Raw genomic sequence first — 19,669 nt, 5'->3', positions numbered from 1 at the left:
ATGCTCGATGATCAGGCATTTATGCGCTACAGCCGCCAGCTGTTGCTGGAGGATATCGGCCAGGAAGGGCAACAGAAACTGGCGGCCTCCCGCGTGTTGCTGGTCGGGCTGGGTGGGCTGGGCTCACCGGCAGCACTCTATCTGGCAGCAGCGGGGGTTGGCACTCTGCTGCTGGCAGACCACGACACCCTGCACATCTCTAATCTGCAACGGCAGATTCTTTACCGCCATGCAGACCTGTCACATCCCAAAGCCGTGCTGGCCCGCCACGCGCTGGAAGCGATTAATCCACTGGTGAAAACCGTCGCGCTGACCACCCGGCTTGAAGGAGAGTCGCTGGCAACCGCAGTGGCGCAAGCCGATCTGGTACTCGACTGCTGCGACAACATGACCACCCGTCACGCGGTCAACGCGGCCTGCGTCGCGGCGCAAAAACCGCTGATTAGCGCCAGTGCGGTAGGGTTCAGCGGCCAGTTGCTGGTACTGACACCCCCTTACCCACACGGCTGCTACGCCTGTCTCTACCCGGATGCGACGGAACCCCAACGCAACTGCCGCACCGCCGGTGTCCTTGGCCCGGTGGTCGGCGTAATGGGCACCTTGCAGGCACTGGAAGCGCTCAAACTGCTATGCGGATTACCCTCACCACTGGACGGCAAGTTACGGCTGTTCGATGCGCGCCAGCAGCAATGGACCACGCTGCAACTGGCGCGATCAGCGACCTGTCGGGTATGTGGAGAGCGGGCATGAAGATCCGGCTCAACGATGAGGTTATCGAACTGCACAGCGAGTTGACCGTCGCGCAACTGCTTGAGCAGTTGAACCGGCTACAACCCGGTACGGCGCTGGCCATCAATCACACCATCATCCCGCGTGATGCCTGGGCACATTCTGCCGTACGGGATGGTGATGACATTTTATTGTTTCAGGCAATCGCAGGAGGTTGAGATGCTGAAGATTGCAGATACAACGTTTACTTCCCGGTTATTAACCGGCACCGGAAAGTTTGCCGGTGCACAACTGATGCAGGATGCGCTGCGCGCCAGCGGCTCACAGCTGGTTACTCTGGCAATGAAACGGGTGGATTTAAGAGGCGGCAGCGATGCCATTCTGGCCCCGCTACGTGAACTGGGCGTGCACCTGCTGCCCAATACCTCAGGAGCCAAAACCGCTGAAGAAGCGGTATTCGCCGCCCGACTGGCGCGTGAAGCGCTGGGAACGCACTGGGTGAAGCTGGAAATCCACCCGGACATGAAATACCTGCTGCCGGACCCGGTGGAAACGCTGAAGGCCGCGGAACAACTGGTGAAAGACGGCTTTGTGGTACTGCCCTACTGCGGTGCCGACCCGGTACTGTGCAAGCGTCTGGAAGACATTGGTTGTGCCGCGGTGATGCCGCTCGGCGCCCCCATCGGCTCCAATCAAGGGCTGCAAACACGCGACTTTCTGCGCATTATCATCGAACAGGCGCGGGTACCGGTGGTTGTGGATGCTGGCATTGGCGCGCCCAGCCATGCGGCAGAAGCCATCGAACTCGGTGCCGATGCGGTACTGGTTAATACCGCTATCGCCGTGGCACGTGACCCGGTGCAGATGGCGCACGCTTTCCGACTGGCGGTGGACGCCGGGGCGCTCGCCCGTCAGGCCGGTCTGGGCAGCCGTCAGCACCTCGCCAGCGCCACCAGCCCGCTGACCGGTTTTCTGCGCCAGACGGAGGCCACCGAGTAATGGACACTCACGCTCAACCGTCGTTTGAACACCGCTGGCAACAGCTGGAATGGCATGACCTGACCCTGCGCATCAACAGCAAAACCGACGCTGACGTAGAGCGGGCGCTGTGTGCTGATCGGCTCACGCGCGACGATATGATGGCGTTGCTGTCGCCTGCTGCCAGTCGCTGGCTGGAACCGCTGGCCCAGCGGGCGCAACAACTGACGCGCCAGCGTTTTGGCAACACCGTCGGTTTCTATGTGCCGCTGTACCTTTCCAACCTGTGCGCCAACGACTGCACCTATTGTGGTTTCTCCATGAGTAACCACCTCAAACGCAAGACACTCAATGAGCAGGAAATCCAGCGTGAGTGCGAGGCCATCAAGGCGCTGGGGTTCGACCACCTGCTGCTGGTGACCGGTGAACACCAGCGCAAAGTGGGGATGGATTATTTTCGCCAGATGTTGCCGTTAATTCGCCCGCAATTCAGTTCACTGATGATGGAAGTACAGCCGCTATCGCAGGAAGATTACGCCGAGCTGAAAACCCTCGGGTTGGATGGGGTGATGGTGTATCAGGAAACCTATCACGCCAGAACCTATGCCCACCACCACCTGCGCGGCCACAAACAAGACTTCGCCTGGCGGCTGGCAACGCCAGACAGGCTGGGGCGCGCCGGTATCGACAAGATCGGGCTGGGGGCGCTCATTGGGTTATCGGACAGCTGGCGCACCGACTGCTATATGGTGGCCGAGCACCTGCTGTATTTACAGCAAACTTACTGGCAAAGCCGTTACTCGGTGTCATTCCCACGCCTGCGCCCTTGCGCGGGCGGCATTGAACCCGCCTCGTTGATGGATGAGGCGCAACTGATGCAGGTTATCTGTGCCTTCCGACTGCTGGCACCCGATGTGGAACTGTCGCTCTCTACCCGCGAGTCACCGTTCTTCCGCGACCATATGATCCCGATTGCCATCAACAACGTCAGCGCGTTTTCCAAAACCCAACCGGGCGGCTACGCCGACGATCACCCGGAGCTGGAGCAATTCACCCCGCACGACAATCGCCGCCCGCAAGACGTGGCGGATGCGCTGGCGCAGGCTGGGTTGCAGCCGGTATGGAAAGACTGGGATGGTTATCTGGGAAGAGCGGTGATGGACTGACGTAGCACCAGGATCGCCGCGACATCGGCGATCCTTTCCAGGCGATCTAGGCGATGCGATCAACCGCCGGGAAGATCAGGCTAAAACAGATCCGCCCGGTGGTTGGATTAACAGGATCGCATCGGGCGATCACCTCGCCGCCATGCAAGGTCATGATGGCCCGAACGATAGACAGCCCCAAACCACTGGAGTCACTACTCGCGCTGCGGGTCGCATCCACGCGGTAAAATCGGTCAAACAGCCGCTCCAACTGCTCCGGCGGCAATAAAGGGCCGAGGTTGGTCACCGCTATCACAATCCCTTCAGGCGATGTGCTCGCACTCAACGTTATCGGGCTGTCTGCATGCGCATACCGTACCGCGTTGGCAACCAGATTACTCAGCGCACGCTGGAACAATAACGCATCCACCGACAGTGTCGCCTGACCTTCATAGCGCAGTTCGATACCACGCTCATCCGCCAGCATATCAAAGTAATCCGCTACCCGGCGCAGCTCGGCCTCCACGTCAACCGGCACCCGGTTAAGGACCGGTTGTTCATGGCTGGCGCGGGCCAGAAACAGGATGTTTTCTACCATCCGCGACAGGCGCTCCAGTTCGGCAATATTGTCCGACAGTAGCGTTTCATACTCTTCCACACTGCGTGGCTGATACAGCGCGACCTGACAATGCCCCATCAGCGCACCGATCGGCGTACGAATCTCATGCGCCAGGTCGGCAGAAAACTGGGTTAATCGCTGATAACCCTCGTTGAGACGATCCAACATGGCGTTAAAAGCACGAATCAATTGCCGCACTTCCTGCGGGGCATCGGCATCGCTGACACGGGTGGATAAGGTGTTCGGCGCAATCGCCGACGCCTGCGCCGCCATACGCCATAACGGCGAGAGACCACGGCGCAAAACCAGATACCCCAACGCGGCTATCAATATGAACGCGGCTATCACCGCTCCCACTACCCGCCAGAGGTAATGTTCCAGCATTCGTTGCTCATTGAGCATCACATGAGCGGCGGCAATCTGCAGCAATTGCCCGTCATTGAGCCGAACCTGAGCGGCTATCGCACGCATCGGCACACCATCATCGGTAACGCCCCCTTGCACGCTGGAAACCCGCAACGGTGAGTTCTCCGCCACCGGCGTTAATGGCGGCAGTGAAATATGCGCCGGATTAACGCTGATAAGCGGCTTTTGCCCCGGTAGTGAAAACAGCAATACATCCTGCTCACTACCCAGCATGTTCTCAAACAGGCCGGTATTACTGGTCAACACCGGCAGCGTAAAATTCTTCCCCAACAGGTGGCGGTAATAGTCAACGCGCCCGGTTACCTGCAAATCACTACGTCGGTACATTTCCTGCCACAGCGCGCTATACAGGTAACTGCCCGCCAGACTGACCACCAGCGCGGCAACCAACGCAAACAGCAAGCTGCAACGGGTCTTCAGGGAGATAGCGCGCCAGCGCTGAAGCCAGAGGTTCATGAACGCGGCTCGCACACATAGCCAATACCGCGCACCGTGTGGATGAGCTTGATATCGAATGGTTTGTCTATCTTGGCGCGTAAGCGTTTCACTGCCACATCCACCACGTTGGTATCACTATCAAAATTCATGTCCCATACCTGCGAAGCAATCAACGTGCGCGAGAGCACCTCACCTTCGCGCCGCACCAGCAGATGCAGCAACATAAACTCTTTATTGGTGAGCGGGATCACCACCTCTTGCCGGGTAGCCTTACGCCGCAATACGTCGAGGCGTAAGTCCGCCACGGCGTAGTGATCGGCTTCACGGACCACACCCCGGCGCAGCAACGTGCGAATACGCAACACCAGCTCGGTAAACGAAAACGGTTTAATCAGGTAGTCGTCGGCCCCCAATTCCAACCCGTGAATACGGTCGTGTAACTGGTCGCGCGCCGTCAGAAACAGCACCGGTACATCGCTTTTTTTACGCAGCATCTCAATAATTTGCCAACCGTTAAGCCCCGGCAACATCACATCCAGAATGATGGCGTCGTAACTGTGCTCAAGCGCATTAAATAACCCGTCGGTACCGTTACGTGCCAGATCAACGGCATAACCGGCTTCGGTGAGTCCTTTTTTCAGGTAATCGCCGGTACTGCCATCGTCTTCAACCACCAGAATACGCATTGCCTCTACTCCCGCCTTCGGATGGAACCGCTGCCTCGGCGTTATCATAGCAACTCCAGCCCCCTGACTTGATGACATTAATGTCATCAAACCGTCATCCTGACGACCCGGAATCCTCACCATGATGGACACTCGCCAATTCAGGGGAAATCCATCATGACAACACTTCGTTTTGCCGGGCTGCTGCTTTCTTCTTTGCTGCTGTGTAGCCACGTGGTCAACGCCGCCGACGCGCCAGCCAAACCACAATCACCGATCCGCGGCACCATTACGGCAGTATCGGACACGCAGTTGCAACTGACTGACCGCAAAGGGCAGAAAATTGATGCCTCGCTAACCGCTGACACCCGCGTGATGAGCATCACCAAAGCCGAGCCGGGTGATATCAAACCCGATAGTTTTATCGGCACTGCGGCCATCCCTCAGCCAGATGGCATGCTCAAAGCACTGGAAGTGCATGTCTTCGATGCCAGCCTGCGTGGTACCGGCGAAGGTTTCCGCCCGTGGGAATCTGCCGACGGGAAAAGCGGCACCATGACCAACGGCACCGTCGGCAAGCTGGTTAACAGCAACGGCCGCACACTGACCGTGACCTATAACGGCGGGCAGAAAACCGTGGTGGTACCGGATGACGTACCTATCGTCAGTATCGCGCCCGGTGATCGCAGTCTGCTGAAACCTGGCGCCCATATCGTGCTGTTCTCACGGCTCGACGATCAGGGCAAGCGCATTGCCGTAGCGGTTTCCGCCGGTAAAGACGGCACCGTTCCCCCAATGTAACCGGAGTCAGCCATGTCGCCATCCCGCCGCCCGATACACGCCTGGCCCGTCAGGCTTGCCCACTGGATCAATCTGCTGGCTATGACAGGCATGTTCATGAGCGGCTGGGAAATTTATAACGCCTCGCCGTTATTCAACTTTCATTTCCCAGCCACCATGACATTGGGTGGCTGGCTCGGCGGCGCGATTGGCTGGCATCTGGCGGTTATGTGGCTGTGGGCGGGTAATGGCTTACTGTATGTGATGTGGAGTCTTGCCAGTGGCCACTGGCGGCAGCGCTGGCTGCCGCTCAGTCGCAAATCGCTCTGGCATGACATTCATCAGACGCTGACCCTACGTTTACGTCATACGTCCCATCAATACAACGCCATCCAGAAACTCATGTATTTCGGCGTCATCGCGCTCGGCGTACTGCTGGTGCTGTCCGGGCTGGCAATCTGGAAGCCGGTTCAGTTGTCCTGGCTCACTAACCTGTTAGGCGGTTTCGCCATCGCCCGTTATGTCCACTTTCTGGCGATGAGTGGCATCGCGCTGTTCGTGGTCATCCACGTCCTGATGGTACTTATCGTACCGCGAACCCTGTGGGCAATGCTGACCGGAGGCAAACATGAGTGACAAACCACAGCGCCGCGCTACGCTGATGCTGGAGCCGAGCCAGAAAAAGCAGTTGGTGAATCTCGAACGCCGCCTGATGCTGCGCTCCGGGCTGACGCTCGGCGCAGTCGCGATGCTGACTGGCTGTAATATGCAAGATGGCGACAACATCGATAAAGTCCTGTGGGCGATGTCGCGCTGGAACGATCGGGTACAAGCCTGGTTATTCAGCGGGCAGCGTCTGGCTCCCAGTTATCGACCCGATCAGGTCACTCAGCCGTTTCCCTTCAACGCGTTCTACCCGGAATACAACGTGCCGGATATCGATCTGGACAGCTATCGCCTTGAGGTCAGCGGTAAGGTCGAAAAAAAAGGTGTCTGGACGCTGGAACAATTGCGCCAGCTACCGCAGGAAACGCAGATTACGCGGCTTATCTGTATTGAAGGCTGGAGCGCCATCGGCCAGTGGCGTGGCATCCCGCTACGTCTGTTTCTGCAACATATCGGGGCTGACCTGAACGCCCGTTACGTCGGCTTTAAATGCGCTGACCGCTACTATTCCAGCATCGATATGGCCACAGCCCTGCATCCGCAAACCATTCTGGCACTGGAATTCGGCGATCAGACACTACCGCCAGATTACGGCTACCCACTACGTTTACGCGTTCCCACCAAACTTGGCTTCAAAAACGCTAAACACATCGCCGCACTGTTTGTCAGCGATACCAACCCCGGCGGCTACTGGGAAGATCAGGGGTATAACTGGTTTAGCGGCATTTGAATCACAGCCCGCTAGACCGCCGCCTCGCCTTCCCTCTTGACCAGCGTCTGTTCGACCGCGGCCCCGATCGTCGCTATCGTCTGCTCTATGTGGGGCGTCATCGGCATCGCGAAGCTCAAGCGTAAACCATGGCGGTATTTGCCGGATGCGGAAAACAACGCACCACCAGCAACATGGATCTTATCTTTGCGCAGTGTCTGACTAAGCTGTACGCCATCAAAGGACTCGGGCATTTCCACCCATAAAACGAAGCCGCCCTGTGGCCGACTGACACAAATGGTATCGGGGAAATAGCGACGCACCCAGCAGGTAAACCGCTCCAGATTACGCTGGTAAATACCGCGCATACGCCTTATATGCGGCTGATAATGCCCCTGCCGGATAAACTCCGCTACCGCCAGTTGTGTACAAACCGCAGAAGAACCGGTGCTGGTATATTTCATATGCAAAGCCCGGTCAAGGTAGCGCCCCGGTGCCAGCCAACCCACACGCAAACCCGGAGCCAGCGTCTTGGAGAACGAGCTGCACAGCAATACCCGACCCTCAGTATCCATCGACTTCAGCGTCGCCGGACGCGGGTATTCGTAAGCCAACTCGCCATACACATCATCCTCGATAATGGCAATATCGTAGCGCTGCGCCAGCGTCAGCAACGCGCGTTTGCGTTGTAACGGCATGATGAATCCAAGCGGATTATTGCAATGCGGTACCGTGATCACCGCCTTGATGGGCCACTGGTCCAACGCCAGCTCCAGCGCTTCCAGATTGATACCAGACGTGAAATCGGTTGGGATCTCTATCACCTTGATATCCAACCCGCACAAGATCTGCAAAATACCGTGAAACACCGGTGATTCCACAGCGATGATATCGCCCGGATGCGCCAATGCCCTCACCGCTACTGCCAGCGCCTCAGTACATCCTGTGGTCACCACAATTTCGTCAGCCGATAGCTGACAACCACTATCAACCATGAGTCGGGCGATTTGTTCCCGCAACACCGGTACCCCGGCCAGATTGTCGTAGGTAAAGGCGGAGACCAGCTGTTTCTGACCGATACGTTGCAACTGCTTCCACAACGGTTTAAGCGTGCTCTGGGTAAGATCGGGTACGCTACTGCCTAAAGAGATCGTCTCCGGGTCCAGTCTGGCATTAACCAGTTCCAGTACCGCACCCCATTTTTTTACCTCAACCGGGCGCTGCACCGGTTTACTCATCGCCGGTATCGGCGGCTGGGTTTTACCAGAGCGAACGAAATAACCCGAGCGGGGCAACGGCACAATTAACTGCTGCTGCTCCAGCAGATAATAAGCCTGCTGTACGGTACTGATGCTGACGCCATGCTCCTGACTTAGCGCCCGAACGGATGGCAAGCGCTCGCCGCTCTGATACAGCCCTTGTTCAATGCGCTGTGTCAGTAACGTCGCCAACAGTTGATATCGCGTCATACCCCGTTCCCCCTCTTCACATCCGTACCCGCCATCACCATACAGACAATCATCAAAACCACCATTCAGATCGTCTTTGACGCCATCTGTATTAAAAACAAACCCGAGCTCTGTCTATAAAACCATACAGATGCACTTGCCATAATGATGTTCCCATCGCTTACGGAGAACAACCATGACACAGCATCCGACGCCTCGCTCTCTATTGCAGCGCCTGTATCGCCTGGTACAAAGCCAGTACCAGCGACACCAAACCCGCAAGATACTCAATGCGCTGGATGATCGTCGCCTGCGGGATATCGGCCTGACACGACAAGATATTCGCCATCTCTAGCGCCAGTAGTCTGCGAGTCAAACGCCAATACGCCTCTTCAACAAATACACTATCTGTATCTGTCTTCTTTAAACCACGAAGTGGAAAAGAGGAACAGGTACAGATCGCCATAAAAAAGGTCATTCAGATCACACAATCACGCTTCTGTATCTTCAGAATAGTCATTTACTGCATCTGTATCCTAATACTCTCCGGCGGCACACTGATTTCCGACACAGCTCATCGGAGATTGATCTATGGCACAGCCACCACGCCGTCCACATACCCGTCTCAGCCTGCATGTTCTTCTTCACCATACCCGCCAGCACTGGCGCGCCTGGCGGCAGCGGCGACGAGCAAGAAAAGCACTGCGCCGGTTAGATAACAATCAACTGGAAGACATCGGGCTAACTCGCCGGGATGTAGACAATTTTTGGTAGCCATCAATAAACGATAGCGAATGGAGCAACGCAGTAATAAGGCAGACAATGCGAGACAACGCGCAGAAAAAGGTAATAGATACAAAGAGAGAACGATAGCCTGCGTACCACCACGCACATCACCAGACAGCTCGTCGCCAAGGCTGGCGACGGTTGCTACAGTGCACGGGCTGATACAGCCGGAACCGGAGTCAACCATCGGTTCCGCCGCCTCCGGGCCAGCGTGAAGGAGAGAAAACCACGCTGGCTGTCAACATCGTGTCGGGCTACTCGGTTGGGTAGCCCGGCATCGCCCACACGGACGGCCAGTCTCCTGGCTGCCCACCGTTACATTCAGGCTGATAGTTGTAAGCCACAAGCTGGAAAGTTTTACCGTCAAACACCCACTGCGCGCTTTCACCGCAATCGGCGATACCACGCCCTTTCGCGGAGTGGTACAACATACCGCTTTCTGGGTCATAATCCACTTCAGTAAACCAGCGGATTTTTTCTTCTCGGCTTTCTACCGTGCGAATAGGCCGGGGCAATTCCAGCAACTGCGCCGCCTGCGGGTTATTGCGCGGTGTAACAAACAGCATGCTGGAGGATTGATAGGCCCCCATACCACAATTGAGCATCACCAGCGCCAGTTCGTTGGTCAGCGGTTCCGCCTCGCTGAGCTGGCGGGCCTCTTTACTGAGCCCACAGTCTTCCTCTTCCAGTAGCGTCTTTTTGGCGTTAATGACACCATTTATCAACACCTTGGCATTAGCCAGTGGTGGTGGTTGGGTATAGGCGGGGCTAATTTCCTGCCCCACGGGTATCGGGGGAACCAGCGACACATCACCAGTGCCAACCTGTAATAACGCACTGCGATTATTCAATCGCCCCTGCCGCTCATCAGCCAGTAGTAACGCCGCATTCAGGCCGTTAAGCGAGATAGACTCTTCCTGATTATTACTCTGACTGCCGCCACGTTCAGACAATGACAACCGTTTAGCGTTTTTAGCTGCCAGTATGAACTGCTGAACCACATCCAGTTGATCGGTATGAACATAGTACGCGCCCTCTTCCTCATCAGTCTGCCAGGCAGGCTGCGTCAACGGGAAACGGGCGCCATCCAGATACAGCGCCTGACGTTTATCAGCCAGATCGAAGTCCAATGAGATTTTGCCCTGAGCGCCAGCTTCACGCTTTAGCGTTACACGCAGATACGGGTCATTATTCCTGATATCGCAATCATTCAGGTTGTTGCACGTTATCTGCCAGTGCCGGAATACCTTCTGCACCGGAGTCGGATAACCGGAAGGCATCTCGCCAGCGCTAAATGCACTGCCGGACAACAAAACCAGAATGATGCCTGAAAGCGCTGAGTTAAATCGCATCGGACATTCCTTATGAAACTGCCATGCTGATGTTATAACGCAATTATGTCTTTTCCCCGCATCCAAAAAAACGCTGAAAGCGTTTTTTAACGTCACCTGTGACGGCCCGTAGGGTGAGTTCCACCCATCGGGGGGAACGAATCACAAAACGCTGAAAGCGTTTTTTAACGTCGCCTGCGACAGCCCGTAGGGTGAGTTCCACCATCAGGGGGAACGAATCATAAAACGCTGAAAGCGTTTTTTAACGTCACCTGTGACGGCCCCGGTCGACTGAATGTCACATCGAGCTATTGTTAAACAATCACGGGCACGAATAAAAGCTTCCGGTGTGAAATAAGAATATAAAAAAAACCGCACCTTATCGCTAAGGTACGGTTTTTTATTATCGGAGGAAGTGACGATTATTCGTCGTCGCTACCACCCAGACCCGCGTTCAGCAACTCAGCCAGGTTGGCAGAAGCTTCTTCAGCACTCACCTGCGGTGTCACCGGCTGTTCACCTGCCTGACGGCGACGCATACGATCCTGATGGTATGCATAACCGGTACCGGCCGGGATCAGTCGACCCACGATGACGTTTTCTTTCAGGCCACGCAGCTCATCACGTTTACCCGCAACCGCCGCTTCCGTCAGTACGCGAGTCGTTTCCTGGAACGATGCCGCGGAGATGAAGGATTCGGTAGCCAGAGACGCCTTGGTGATACCCAGCAGGTCACGGCTATACGTTGCCGCAATCTTGCCGTTCGCTTCCAACTGACGATTGGCGATCTTGATGCGCGACATTTCCACCTGCTCGCCTTCCAGGAACTCAGAGCTACCCGGATTGACGATGGTACCTTTACGCAGCATCTGACGAACGATAACTTCAATGTGTTTATCGTTAATCTTAACGCCCTGCAAGCGGTAAACTTCCTGCACTTCGTTGGTGATGTAACGGGTTACCGCATGTACACCACGCAAGCGCAGGATATCGTGCGGAGATTCCGGCCCGTCGGAGATCACGTCACCACGTTCCACACGTTCACCTTCGAACACGTTGAGTTGACGCCACTTCGGAATCATCTCTTCGTACGGTTCGCTGCCATCAACCGGCGTAATCACCAGACGACGTTTGCCTTTGGTTTCTTTACCGAAGGATACCACACCGCTGACTTCCGCCAGGATTGCCGGTTCTTTCGGACGACGTGCTTCAAACAAGTCAGCAACGCGCGGCAGACCACCGGTAATATCCTTGGTACCGCCGGATTCCTGCGGAATACGCGCCAGGGTATCACCTGCGCCGATCTGTGTACCGTCTTCCAACTGGACAATCGCTTTACCCGGCAGGAAGTACTGTGCCGGCATATCGGTGCCCGGAATCAGTACGTCATTACCGTTAGCGTCAACGATTCTCAGTGCCGGACGCAGGTCTTTACCACCACCGGTACGTTCTGCACTGTCCAGAACCACGATAGAAGACAGACCGGTCAGTTCGTCGGTCTGACGAGTAATCGTCTGGCCGTCGATCATGTCGGTAAAGCGAATGCTACCACCCACTTCGGTGATAACCGGCATGGTGTGCGGATCCCAGTTCGCGACAGTTTCACCGCCTGCGACATCGTCACCGTTACCTTTCGCCATGACCGCACCGTAAGGCACTTTATAGCTTTCTTTGGTACGGCCGAATTCGTCGATCAGTTTCAGCTCGGTGTTACGCGAGGTGATGACCAGCTTACCGGCGTTGTTCATAACGAACTTGGCATTGCTCAGTCGCAACGTACCCTTGTTTTTCACCTGAATGCTGGATTCTGCTGCCGCACGCGATGCCGCACCACCGATGTGGAAGGTACGCATCGTCAGCTGAGTACCCGGCTCACCGATGGACTGTGCCGCGATAACCCCGATAGCCTCACCCTTGTTGATGATATGACCACGTGCCAGGTCGCGACCGTAGCACTTAGCACACACACCGAAGTCGGTTTCACAACCTACAACAGAGCGTACTTTCAACGCATCAACTGAGTTTTCTTCCAGCAGGTCACACCATTTCTCGTTCAGCAGCGTATTGCGCGGAACCAGAATGTCTGCCGTACCCGGTTTCAGCACGTCTTCTGCCGTCACACGGCCCAGTACGCGCTCACGCAGCGGCTCTTTCACGTCGCCGCCTTCGATAACCGGCGTCATCATGATGCCTTCGTGGGTACCGCAATCATCCTCGGTCACCACCAGGTCCTGTGCTACGTCAACCAGACGACGGGTCAGGTAACCGGAGTTCGCCGTTTTCAGTGCGGTATCCGCCAGACCTTTACGCGCACCGTGCGTGGAGATGAAGTACTGGAGTACGTTCAGACCTTCACGGAAGTTCGCGGTGATCGGCGTTTCGATGATGGAGCCGTCTGGCTTCGCCATCAGACCACGCATCCCCGCCAGCTGACGAATCTGTGCCGCAGAACCACGCGCACCGGAGTCGGCCATCATAAAGATGCTGTTGAAAGACACCTGTTTCTCTTCTTCGCCGTTACGGTTGATAACGGTTTCGGTAGAGAGGTTTTCCATCATCGCTTTGGCCACGCGCTCATTCGCCGCAGCCCAAATGTCGATAACTTTGTTGTAGCGTTCGCCCGCGGTAACCAGACCAGACTGGAACTGCTCCTGGATCTCAGCAACTTCGGCTTCCGCTTCGCTGATGATTTCCACTTTCTTCGCCGGGATCACCATATCGTCGATACCAACGGAAGAACCGGAACGCGCCGCGTAAGCAAAACCGGTGTACATGATCTGGTCGGCGAAAATAACCGTCGGCTTCAGACCCAACACGCGGTAGCAGGTGTTCAGCATCTTGGAGATTGCTTTCTTACCCAACGCCTGGTTGACGATGGAATAAGGCAGACCTTTCGGCACGATCATCCACAGAATCGCACGACCTACGGTAGTGTCGATCAGGCTGGTTTTCTGCGTCCACTCGCCCTGTGCATTCTTCTGATGCTCAGTAATACGCACTTTTACACGCGCATGCAGCGAAGCCAGGCCCGCACGATAAATACGTTCTGCTTCTTTCGGACCAGTCAGCACCATGCCTTCGCCTTTGGCGTTAACACAGTCACGGGTCATGTAATACAGACCCAACACCACGTCCTGAGACGGAACGATAATCGGCTCACCGTTCGCTGGCGACAGGATGTTGTTGGTGGACATCATCAGCGCACGCGCTTCGAGCTGGGCTTCCAGCGTCAACGGTACGTGAACAGCCATCTGGTCACCGTCGAAGTCGGCGTTATATGCCGCACACACCAACGGGTGCAACTGAATCGCTTTACCTTCGATCAGAACCGGTTCGAACGCCTGAATACCCAAACGGTGCAGCGTCGGCGCACGGTTCAGCAGTACCGGGTGTTCGCGGATAACTTCATCCAGGATATCCCATACTACTGCTTCTTCGCGCTCTACCATCTTCTTGGCAGCTTTGATGGTGGTAGCAAGACCACGCAGTTCCAGCTTGCCGTAGATGAACGGTTTGAACAGTTCCAGCGCCATTTTCTTCGGCAGACCGCACTGATGCAGACGCAGGTACGGGCCTACGGTGATAACGGAACGACCGGAGTAGTCCACACGCTTACCGAGCAGGTTCTGACGGAAACGACCCTGTTTACCTTTGATCATATCGGCCAAAGATTTCAGCGGACGCTTGTTAGAACCGGTGATGGCACGACCGCGACGGCCGTTATCCAGCAGCGCATCCACCGCTTCCTGCAACATACGTTTTTCGTTACGTACGATGATATCGGGCGCAGCCAGATCCAGCAGACGTTTCAAACGGTTGTTACGGTTGATCACGCGGCGATACAGATCGTTCAGATCGGAAGTCGCGAAACGACCGCCATCCAGCGGTACCAGCGGACGCAGATCCGGCGGCAGCACCGGCAGCACGGTCAGGATCATCCACTCCGGCTTGTTGCCAGACTGTACGAACGCTTCCAGCAGCTTGATGCGTTTGGTCAGTTTCTTACGTTTGGTCTCGGAGTTGGTTTCGTTCAGCTCTTCACGCAGCTGTTCGCATTCCTGCTCCAGATCCATGTTTTTCAGCAGAGCCTGGATAGCCTCGGCACCCATCTTGGCGTCGAATTCGTCACCAAACTCTTCCAGCGCATCCAGATACTGCTCTTCGGTCAGGATCTGACGGCGTTCCAGATTGGTCATCCCGCCTTCGATCACAACGTAAGATTCGAAGTACAGTACACGCTCGATATCACGCAGCGGCATATCCAGCAGCAGACCGATACGGGACGGCAGCGATTTCAAAAACCAGATGTGAGCGGTCGGAGACGCCAGCTCGATGTGGCCCATGCGCTCACGACGCACTTTAGTCTGGGTCACTTCAACGCCGCACTTCTCACAAATCACGCCACGGTGTTTCAGGCGCTTGTACTTACCGCACAGGCACTCATAGTCTTTTACCGGCCCAAAGATACGGGCGCAGAACAGACCGTCACGTTCTGGTTTGAACGTACGGTAGTTAATGGTTTCTGGCTTTTTTACTTCACCAAAAGACCAGGAACGGATCATGTCTGGCGAGGCCAGAGCAATTTTGATCGCATCAAACTCTTCGGTTTTAGTTTGCGCTTTCAGAAACTTTAATAAGTCTTTCACGGATTGGCTCCTGTCGGAGTTAGACCTGTCAGGCACCTAAACCTTGCCGTTAACAACATGGTTCAGGTGCCCCTGTAACGAATGCTCGCAGCGCTATCGGGCTGGGATTACTCTTCTTCCAGCTCGATGTTGATACCCAGGGAGCGGATTTCTTTCAACAATACGTTGAAGGATTCCGGCATACCCGGTTCCATCCGGTGATCGCCATCCACGATGTTTTTGTACATCTTGGTACGGCCGTTCACGTCATCGGATTTCACCGTCAGCATTTCCTGCAGGGTATAGGCTGCGCCGTAAGCTTCCAGCGCCCACACTTCCATCTCACCGAAGCGCTGACCACCGAACTGCGCCTTACCACCCAACGGCTGCTGGGTAACCAGGCTATAAGAGCCGGTTGAACGGGCATGCATCTTGTCATCAACCAAGTGGTTCAGTTTCAGCATGTACATGTAGCCCACGGTAACCGAACGCTCGAATTGCTCACCGGTACGGCCGTCGAACAGCGTAATCTGACCGGAAGTCGGCAGATCGCCGAGTTTCAGCAACTCTTTGATCTCGTTTTCCTTGGCACCGTCGAACACCGGCGTGGCGATCGGCATACCTTTCTTCAGATTCTCTGCCAGACGCAGAACTTCTTCATCGCTGAAGGTGTTCAGGTCAACTTTCTGGCGTACATCGTTGCCCAGGTCATAAGCGCGCTGGATGAACTCACGCAGTTTGGCCACTTCCTGCTGCTGTTTCAGCATGGCGTTGATCTTGTCACCGATGCCTTTCGCTGCCATACCCAGGTGGGTTTCCAGAATCTGACCGATGTTCATACGTGATGGTACGCCCAGCGGGTTCAGTACGATGTCGACCGGCGTGCCGTTCTCGTCGTAAGGCATATCTTCGATCGGGTTGATCTTGGAGATAACACCCTTGTTACCGTGACGACCTGCCATCTTGTCACCCGGCTGGATCTGACGTTTAACTGCCAGATACACCTTAACGATCTTCAGCACGCCCGGTGCCAGATCATCACCCTGGGTGATTTTGCGACGTTTGGCTTCGAGTTTCTTCTCGAATTCGTGTTTCAGCTCGTCGTACTGCTCAGCCAACTGCTCCAGCTGATTCTGCTTCTCTTCGTCGGTCAGACCCAGTTCCAGCCAACGCTCGCGCGGCAGCTTGTCCAGTTTGTCGGCTTCAACGCCACCGGCAACCAGCACATCATGGATACGGGCAAACAGACCGGCTTCCAGAATCTGCAGTTCTTCAGTCAGGTCTTTCTTGGCCTGCTTGAGCTGCATTTCTTCGATTTCCAGCGCACGTTTGTCTTTTTCCACGCCATCGCGGGTAAAGACTTGTACGTCGATAACCGTACCGGAAACGCCGTTCGGCACACGCAGAGAAGAGTCTTTTACGTCAGACGCCTTCTCACCGAAGATCGCACGCAACAGTTTCTCTTCCGGCGTCAGCTGAGTTTCGCCTTTCGGCGTCACTTTACCGACCAGGATATCGCCGCCGGTGACTTCCGCACCGATGTAAACGATACCGGATTCATCCAGCTTGGAGAGCGCCGCTTCACCCACGTTCGGGATGTCAGCGGTGATCTCTTCTGGCCCCAGCTTGGTGTCACGGGACACACACGCCAGTTCCTGAATGTGGATAGTGGTAAAACGGTCTTCCTGTACTACACGCTCGGAAACGAGGATGGAGTCTTCGAAGTTGTAACCGTTCCACGGCATGAACGCTACGCGCATGTTCTGACCGAGCGCCAGTTCACCGAGGTCGGTAGACGGACCGTCAGCCAACACATCGCCGCGCTCAACCGGCTCACCCAGTGACACACATGGCATCTGGTTGATACAGGTGTTCTGGTTAGAACGGGTGTATTTGGTCAGGTTGTAGATATCGATACCTGCTTCGCCCGGATACATCTCTTCTTCGTTAACTTTGATAACGATACGAGAGGCATCGACGTACTGCACGGTACCACCGCGTTTAGCAACCGCAGTTACACCGGAGTCAACGGCAACAGCGCGTTCCATACCGGTACCAACCAGCGGCTTATCAGCACGCAGGGTCGGAACCGCCTGACGTTGCATGTTCGCACCCATCAAGGCGCGGTTGGCGTCATCGTGTTCCAGGAACGGGATCAGTGAAGCACCGACGGAGACCACCTGTTGGGTGGATACGTCCATGTAGTCAACCTGATCGCGGCTGAACAAGCTGGATTCGCCCTTGCTACGGCAAGTAACCAGTTCATCGATGAAGTGGCCTTCGTCATCCAGGTTGGTGTTCGCCTGAGCAATAACGTAGTTGCCTTCTTCGATAGCCGACAGGTAATGAATTTCGTCAGTGACCACGCCATCGCGTACACGGCGGTACGGGGTTTCCAGGAAACCATACTCGTTAGTCTGTGCATACACGGACAGCGAGTTGATAAGACCGATGTTCGGACCTTCCGGCGTTTCGATAGGACATACGCGACCGTAGTGAGTCGGGTGTACGTCACGTACTTCAAAGCCAGCACGTTCACGGGTCAGACCGCCAGGGCCGAGAGCGGAGATACGGCGTTTATGCGTAATCTCAGACAGCGGGTTGTTCTGGTCCATAAACTGAGACAGCTGGCTGGAACCGAAGAACTCTTTCACCGCCGCAGAAATCGGCTTGGCATTGATCATGTCCTGCGGCATCAGCGTATCCAGATCGCCCAAAGACAGACGCTCTTTCACCGCACGCTCAACACGCACCAGACCAACGCGGAATTGGTTTTCCGCCATTTCACCGACAGAACGGATACGACGGTTACCCAGATGGTCGATATCGTCGACTTCACCCTTACCGTTACGAATATCGATGAGTTTTTTCATCACATCGATAATGTCTGCCTTGCTCAGAATGCCGGAGCCTTCAATCTCTTCGCGCAGCAGGGAACGGTTGAACTTCATACGGCCAACCGCAGACAAATCGTAACGATCTTCAGAGAAGAATAGATTTTCGAACAGGGTTTCAGCAGCTTCGCGTGTCGGCGGCTCGCCAGGACGCATCATGCGGTAGATCTCAACCAGCGCACTTAGGCGATCGTTGGTTGGGTCAACACGCAGGGTCTCGGACATGTACGGGCCGTGGTCCAGATCGTTGGTGAACAGCGTATCAATACGCTTGTGGCCAGACTGACTCAGTTTAGCCAGCAGATCCAGCGACAGCTCCATGTTCGCCATAGCGATCACTTCACCGGTGCTTTCATCCACATAGTCTTTCGCCAGCACTTTGCCTGCGATGTATTCAACCGGTACTTCGATACGTTCGATACCGTCTTTTTCCAACTGACGGATATGGCGCGCAGTGATACGGCGGCCTTTTTCAACGTAGACTTTACCGTCGGCTTCGATGTCGAACGAGGCGGTTTCGCCACGCAGACGCTCCGGCACCAGTTCCATCTGCAACTTGTTGTTGTGGATTTCATACACCACTTTATCGAAGAACAGGTCCAGAATTTCTTCGGTGGAGTAATTCAATGCGCGCAGAATGATGGTAGCCGGCAGTTTACGGCGACGGTCGATACGGACAAACAGGTTGTCTTTCGGGTCGAATTCAAAGTCCAGCCAGGAACCACGGTAAGGAATAATACGTGCGTTATACAGCACCTTACCGGAAGAGTGGGTTTTACCCTTATCGCTGTCAAAGAAGACGCCAGGACTACGATGTAACTGAGAAACGATAACACGCTCAGTACCATTGATAACAAAGGTACCGTTGTCGGTCATGAGCGGGATTTCGCCCATGTACACTTCTTGTTCTTTGATGTCTTTAACGGTGCCTTCCGGCGCTTCGCGCTCGTAGATCACCAGACGCAGTTTTACGCGTAGCGGCGCGGAGTAGGTAACGCCACGGATTTGACACTCTTGTACGTCAAATACCGGCTCACCCAGACGGTAGCTGACATATTGCAGTTCAGAGCTGCCGCTGTAACTTGAGATAGGGAATACGGAACGGAATGCAGCTTCCAGACCATACTGACCTTCCGGATCTTGCTCGATGAACTTCTGGAACGAGTCAAGCTGGATAGAAAGGAGATATGGGATATCCAAAACTTGTGGACGTTTCCCAAAATCCTTACGAATACGTTTTTTCTCGGTATAGGAGTAAACCATAGGGTTCCTCAGCTCGCTGACAAGTCGACCCACTTTGTCCGCCCTGATAAGGACGGTTCATGCAACACCATTTATGTCGATCGGAATATGGAACACATTCCGCAATACCTGTTTCTATCACTCTTAAACCATTTCATTGCGCTTTACACAGAACAGACTGCTCTGGC

At 55.3% G+C, this 19,669-nt stretch carries 15 protein-coding genes; 9 read left to right on the top strand and 6 right to left on the bottom strand.

The features are described from left to right. Genes DD586_RS01180 through thiH form a run of 4 tightly spaced genes read left to right on the top strand, consistent with a single transcriptional unit; the run spans position 1 to position 2,873 of the window. Positions 1–750: a HesA/MoeB/ThiF family protein gene (locus tag DD586_RS01180; RefSeq protein ID WP_012882978.1), complete on the top strand. Its 750-nt coding sequence runs from the start codon at positions 1–3 to the stop codon at positions 748–750. Continuing rightward, complete coding sequence (thiS, locus tag DD586_RS01175) at positions 747–947, top strand: sulfur carrier protein ThiS (protein ID WP_012882977.1); 201 nt, start codon at positions 747–749, stop codon at positions 945–947. The genes DD586_RS01180 and thiS overlap by 4 nt, the downstream gene beginning before the upstream one ends. A 1-nt stretch (position 948) precedes the next feature. Beyond that, positions 949–1,728 carry a thiazole synthase gene (thiG, locus tag DD586_RS01170; protein WP_012882976.1) on the top strand — a complete coding sequence of 260 codons (780 nt, stop codon included), beginning with the start codon at positions 949–951 and terminating at the stop codon, positions 1,726–1,728. Then, positions 1,728–2,873, top strand: coding sequence for a 2-iminoacetate synthase ThiH (gene thiH, locus DD586_RS01165; RefSeq protein ID WP_012882975.1), 1,146 nt, complete (start codon positions 1,728–1,730; stop codon positions 2,871–2,873). Before thiG ends, thiH begins: the two co-directional genes overlap by 1 nt. A 46-nt stretch (positions 2,874–2,919) precedes the next feature. On the opposite strand, the gene DD586_RS01160 is transcribed toward thiH, so the two are convergent. Together DD586_RS01160 and DD586_RS01155 are read right to left on the bottom strand one after the other, a co-directional pair. Beyond that, entirely contained in the window at positions 2,920–4,353 is a 1,434-nt protein-coding gene (locus tag DD586_RS01160) for a heavy metal sensor histidine kinase (protein WP_012882974.1), read from the bottom strand. After that, positions 4,350–5,021 carry a heavy metal response regulator transcription factor gene (locus tag DD586_RS01155; protein ID WP_012882973.1) on the bottom strand — a complete coding sequence of 224 codons (672 nt, stop codon included), beginning with the start codon at positions 5,019–5,021 and terminating at the stop codon, positions 4,350–4,352. Before DD586_RS01155 ends, DD586_RS01160 begins: the two co-directional genes overlap by 4 nt. A 156-nt stretch (positions 5,022–5,177) precedes the next feature. Here DD586_RS01155 and DD586_RS01150 point away from each other — a divergent pair, with 156 nt between their 5' ends. From DD586_RS01150 to DD586_RS01140, 3 genes are read left to right on the top strand one after another with little or no spacing between them, the layout of a single operon-like run. Beyond that, positions 5,178–5,801: a hypothetical protein gene (locus DD586_RS01150; protein WP_012882972.1), complete on the top strand. Its 624-nt coding sequence runs from the start codon at positions 5,178–5,180 to the stop codon at positions 5,799–5,801. 12 nt (positions 5,802–5,813) lie between these two features. Continuing rightward, on the top strand, positions 5,814–6,416 hold the full coding sequence (locus DD586_RS01145; RefSeq protein ID WP_012882971.1) for a cytochrome b/b6 domain-containing protein: 603 nt from the start codon (positions 5,814–5,816) through the stop codon (positions 6,414–6,416). Then, a complete protein-coding gene (locus DD586_RS01140; protein WP_012882970.1) occupies positions 6,409–7,176 on the top strand; it encodes a molybdopterin-dependent oxidoreductase in 768 nt (255 codons plus the stop codon). Before DD586_RS01145 ends, DD586_RS01140 begins: the two co-directional genes overlap by 8 nt. Before the next feature lie 11 nt (positions 7,177–7,187). Here DD586_RS01140 and DD586_RS01135 read toward each other — a convergent pair whose 3' ends face one another. Further along, on the bottom strand, positions 7,188–8,624 hold the full coding sequence (locus tag DD586_RS01135) for an aminotransferase-like domain-containing protein (protein ID WP_012882969.1): 1,437 nt from the start codon (positions 8,622–8,624) through the stop codon (positions 7,188–7,190). 175 nt (positions 8,625–8,799) lie between these two features. Between DD586_RS01135 and DD586_RS21130 the strand changes: the two genes are divergently transcribed. Then, the gene (locus DD586_RS21130) at positions 8,800–8,958 is read left to right on the top strand and encodes a DUF1127 domain-containing protein (RefSeq protein WP_012882968.1); all 159 of its coding nucleotides are present in this window, start codon (positions 8,800–8,802) and stop codon (positions 8,956–8,958) included. A gap of 236 nt (positions 8,959–9,194) precedes the next feature. Next, positions 9,195–9,377: a DUF1127 domain-containing protein gene (locus DD586_RS21125; RefSeq protein ID WP_041164230.1), complete on the top strand. Its 183-nt coding sequence runs from the start codon at positions 9,195–9,197 to the stop codon at positions 9,375–9,377. A gap of 266 nt (positions 9,378–9,643) precedes the next feature. Here the strand turns inward: DD586_RS21125 and DD586_RS01125 are convergent, their stop codons facing one another. The 3 genes from DD586_RS01125 to rpoB form a co-directional block, all read right to left on the bottom strand. Continuing rightward, a complete protein-coding gene (locus DD586_RS01125; protein WP_012882966.1) occupies positions 9,644–10,741 on the bottom strand; it encodes a DUF1176 domain-containing protein in 1,098 nt (365 codons plus the stop codon). Positions 10,742–11,142: 401 nt separating this feature from the next. Then, positions 11,143–15,366, bottom strand: a complete 4,224-nt coding sequence (rpoC, locus tag DD586_RS01120) for a DNA-directed RNA polymerase subunit beta' (protein ID WP_012882965.1) — start codon at positions 15,364–15,366, stop codon at positions 11,143–11,145. 107 nt (positions 15,367–15,473) lie between these two features. Then, the gene (rpoB, locus tag DD586_RS01115) at positions 15,474–19,502 is read right to left on the bottom strand and encodes a DNA-directed RNA polymerase subunit beta (RefSeq protein WP_012882964.1); all 4,029 of its coding nucleotides are present in this window, start codon (positions 19,500–19,502) and stop codon (positions 15,474–15,476) included. Positions 19,503–19,669 lie beyond the last annotated feature (167 nt).

Source organism: Dickeya parazeae Ech586 (genome assembly GCF_000025065.1).
Classification (GTDB): Bacteria; Pseudomonadota; Gammaproteobacteria; order Enterobacterales; family Enterobacteriaceae; genus Dickeya; species Dickeya zeae.
The sequence above is the reverse complement of the archived record's forward strand: the minus strand, read 5'-3'. Positions and strand labels throughout refer to the sequence as shown.

What these genes read in the sequence shown, in the direction of transcription:
- DD586_RS01160 (WP_012882974.1), bottom strand. Translation starts at nt 4,353, where the DNA reads ATGAACCTCTGGCTTCAGCGCTGGCGCGCTATCTCCCTGAAGACCCGT.
- DD586_RS01140 (WP_012882970.1), top strand. Translation starts at nt 6,409, where the DNA reads ATGAGTGACAAACCACAGCGCCGCGCTACGCTGATGCTGGAGCCGAGC.
- thiH (WP_012882975.1), top strand. Translation starts at nt 1,728, where the DNA reads ATGGACACTCACGCTCAACCGTCGTTTGAACACCGCTGGCAACAGCTG.
- DD586_RS01180 (WP_012882978.1), top strand. Translation starts at nt 1, where the DNA reads ATGCTCGATGATCAGGCATTTATGCGCTACAGCCGCCAGCTGTTGCTG.
- DD586_RS01150 (WP_012882972.1), top strand. Translation starts at nt 5,178, where the DNA reads ATGACAACACTTCGTTTTGCCGGGCTGCTGCTTTCTTCTTTGCTGCTG.
- DD586_RS21130 (WP_012882968.1), top strand. Translation starts at nt 8,800, where the DNA reads ATGACACAGCATCCGACGCCTCGCTCTCTATTGCAGCGCCTGTATCGC.
- DD586_RS01145 (WP_012882971.1), top strand. Translation starts at nt 5,814, where the DNA reads ATGTCGCCATCCCGCCGCCCGATACACGCCTGGCCCGTCAGGCTTGCC.
- DD586_RS01135 (WP_012882969.1), bottom strand. Translation starts at nt 8,624, where the DNA reads ATGACGCGATATCAACTGTTGGCGACGTTACTGACACAGCGCATTGAA.
- DD586_RS01155 (WP_012882973.1), bottom strand. Translation starts at nt 5,021, where the DNA reads ATGCGTATTCTGGTGGTTGAAGACGATGGCAGTACCGGCGATTACCTG.
- rpoB (WP_012882964.1), bottom strand. Translation starts at nt 19,502, where the DNA reads ATGGTTTACTCCTATACCGAGAAAAAACGTATTCGTAAGGATTTTGGG.
- DD586_RS21125 (WP_041164230.1), top strand. Translation starts at nt 9,195, where the DNA reads ATGGCACAGCCACCACGCCGTCCACATACCCGTCTCAGCCTGCATGTT.
- thiS (WP_012882977.1), top strand. Translation starts at nt 747, where the DNA reads ATGAAGATCCGGCTCAACGATGAGGTTATCGAACTGCACAGCGAGTTG.
- DD586_RS01125 (WP_012882966.1), bottom strand. Translation starts at nt 10,741, where the DNA reads ATGCGATTTAACTCAGCGCTTTCAGGCATCATTCTGGTTTTGTTGTCC.
- thiG (WP_012882976.1), top strand. Translation starts at nt 949, where the DNA reads ATGCTGAAGATTGCAGATACAACGTTTACTTCCCGGTTATTAACCGGC.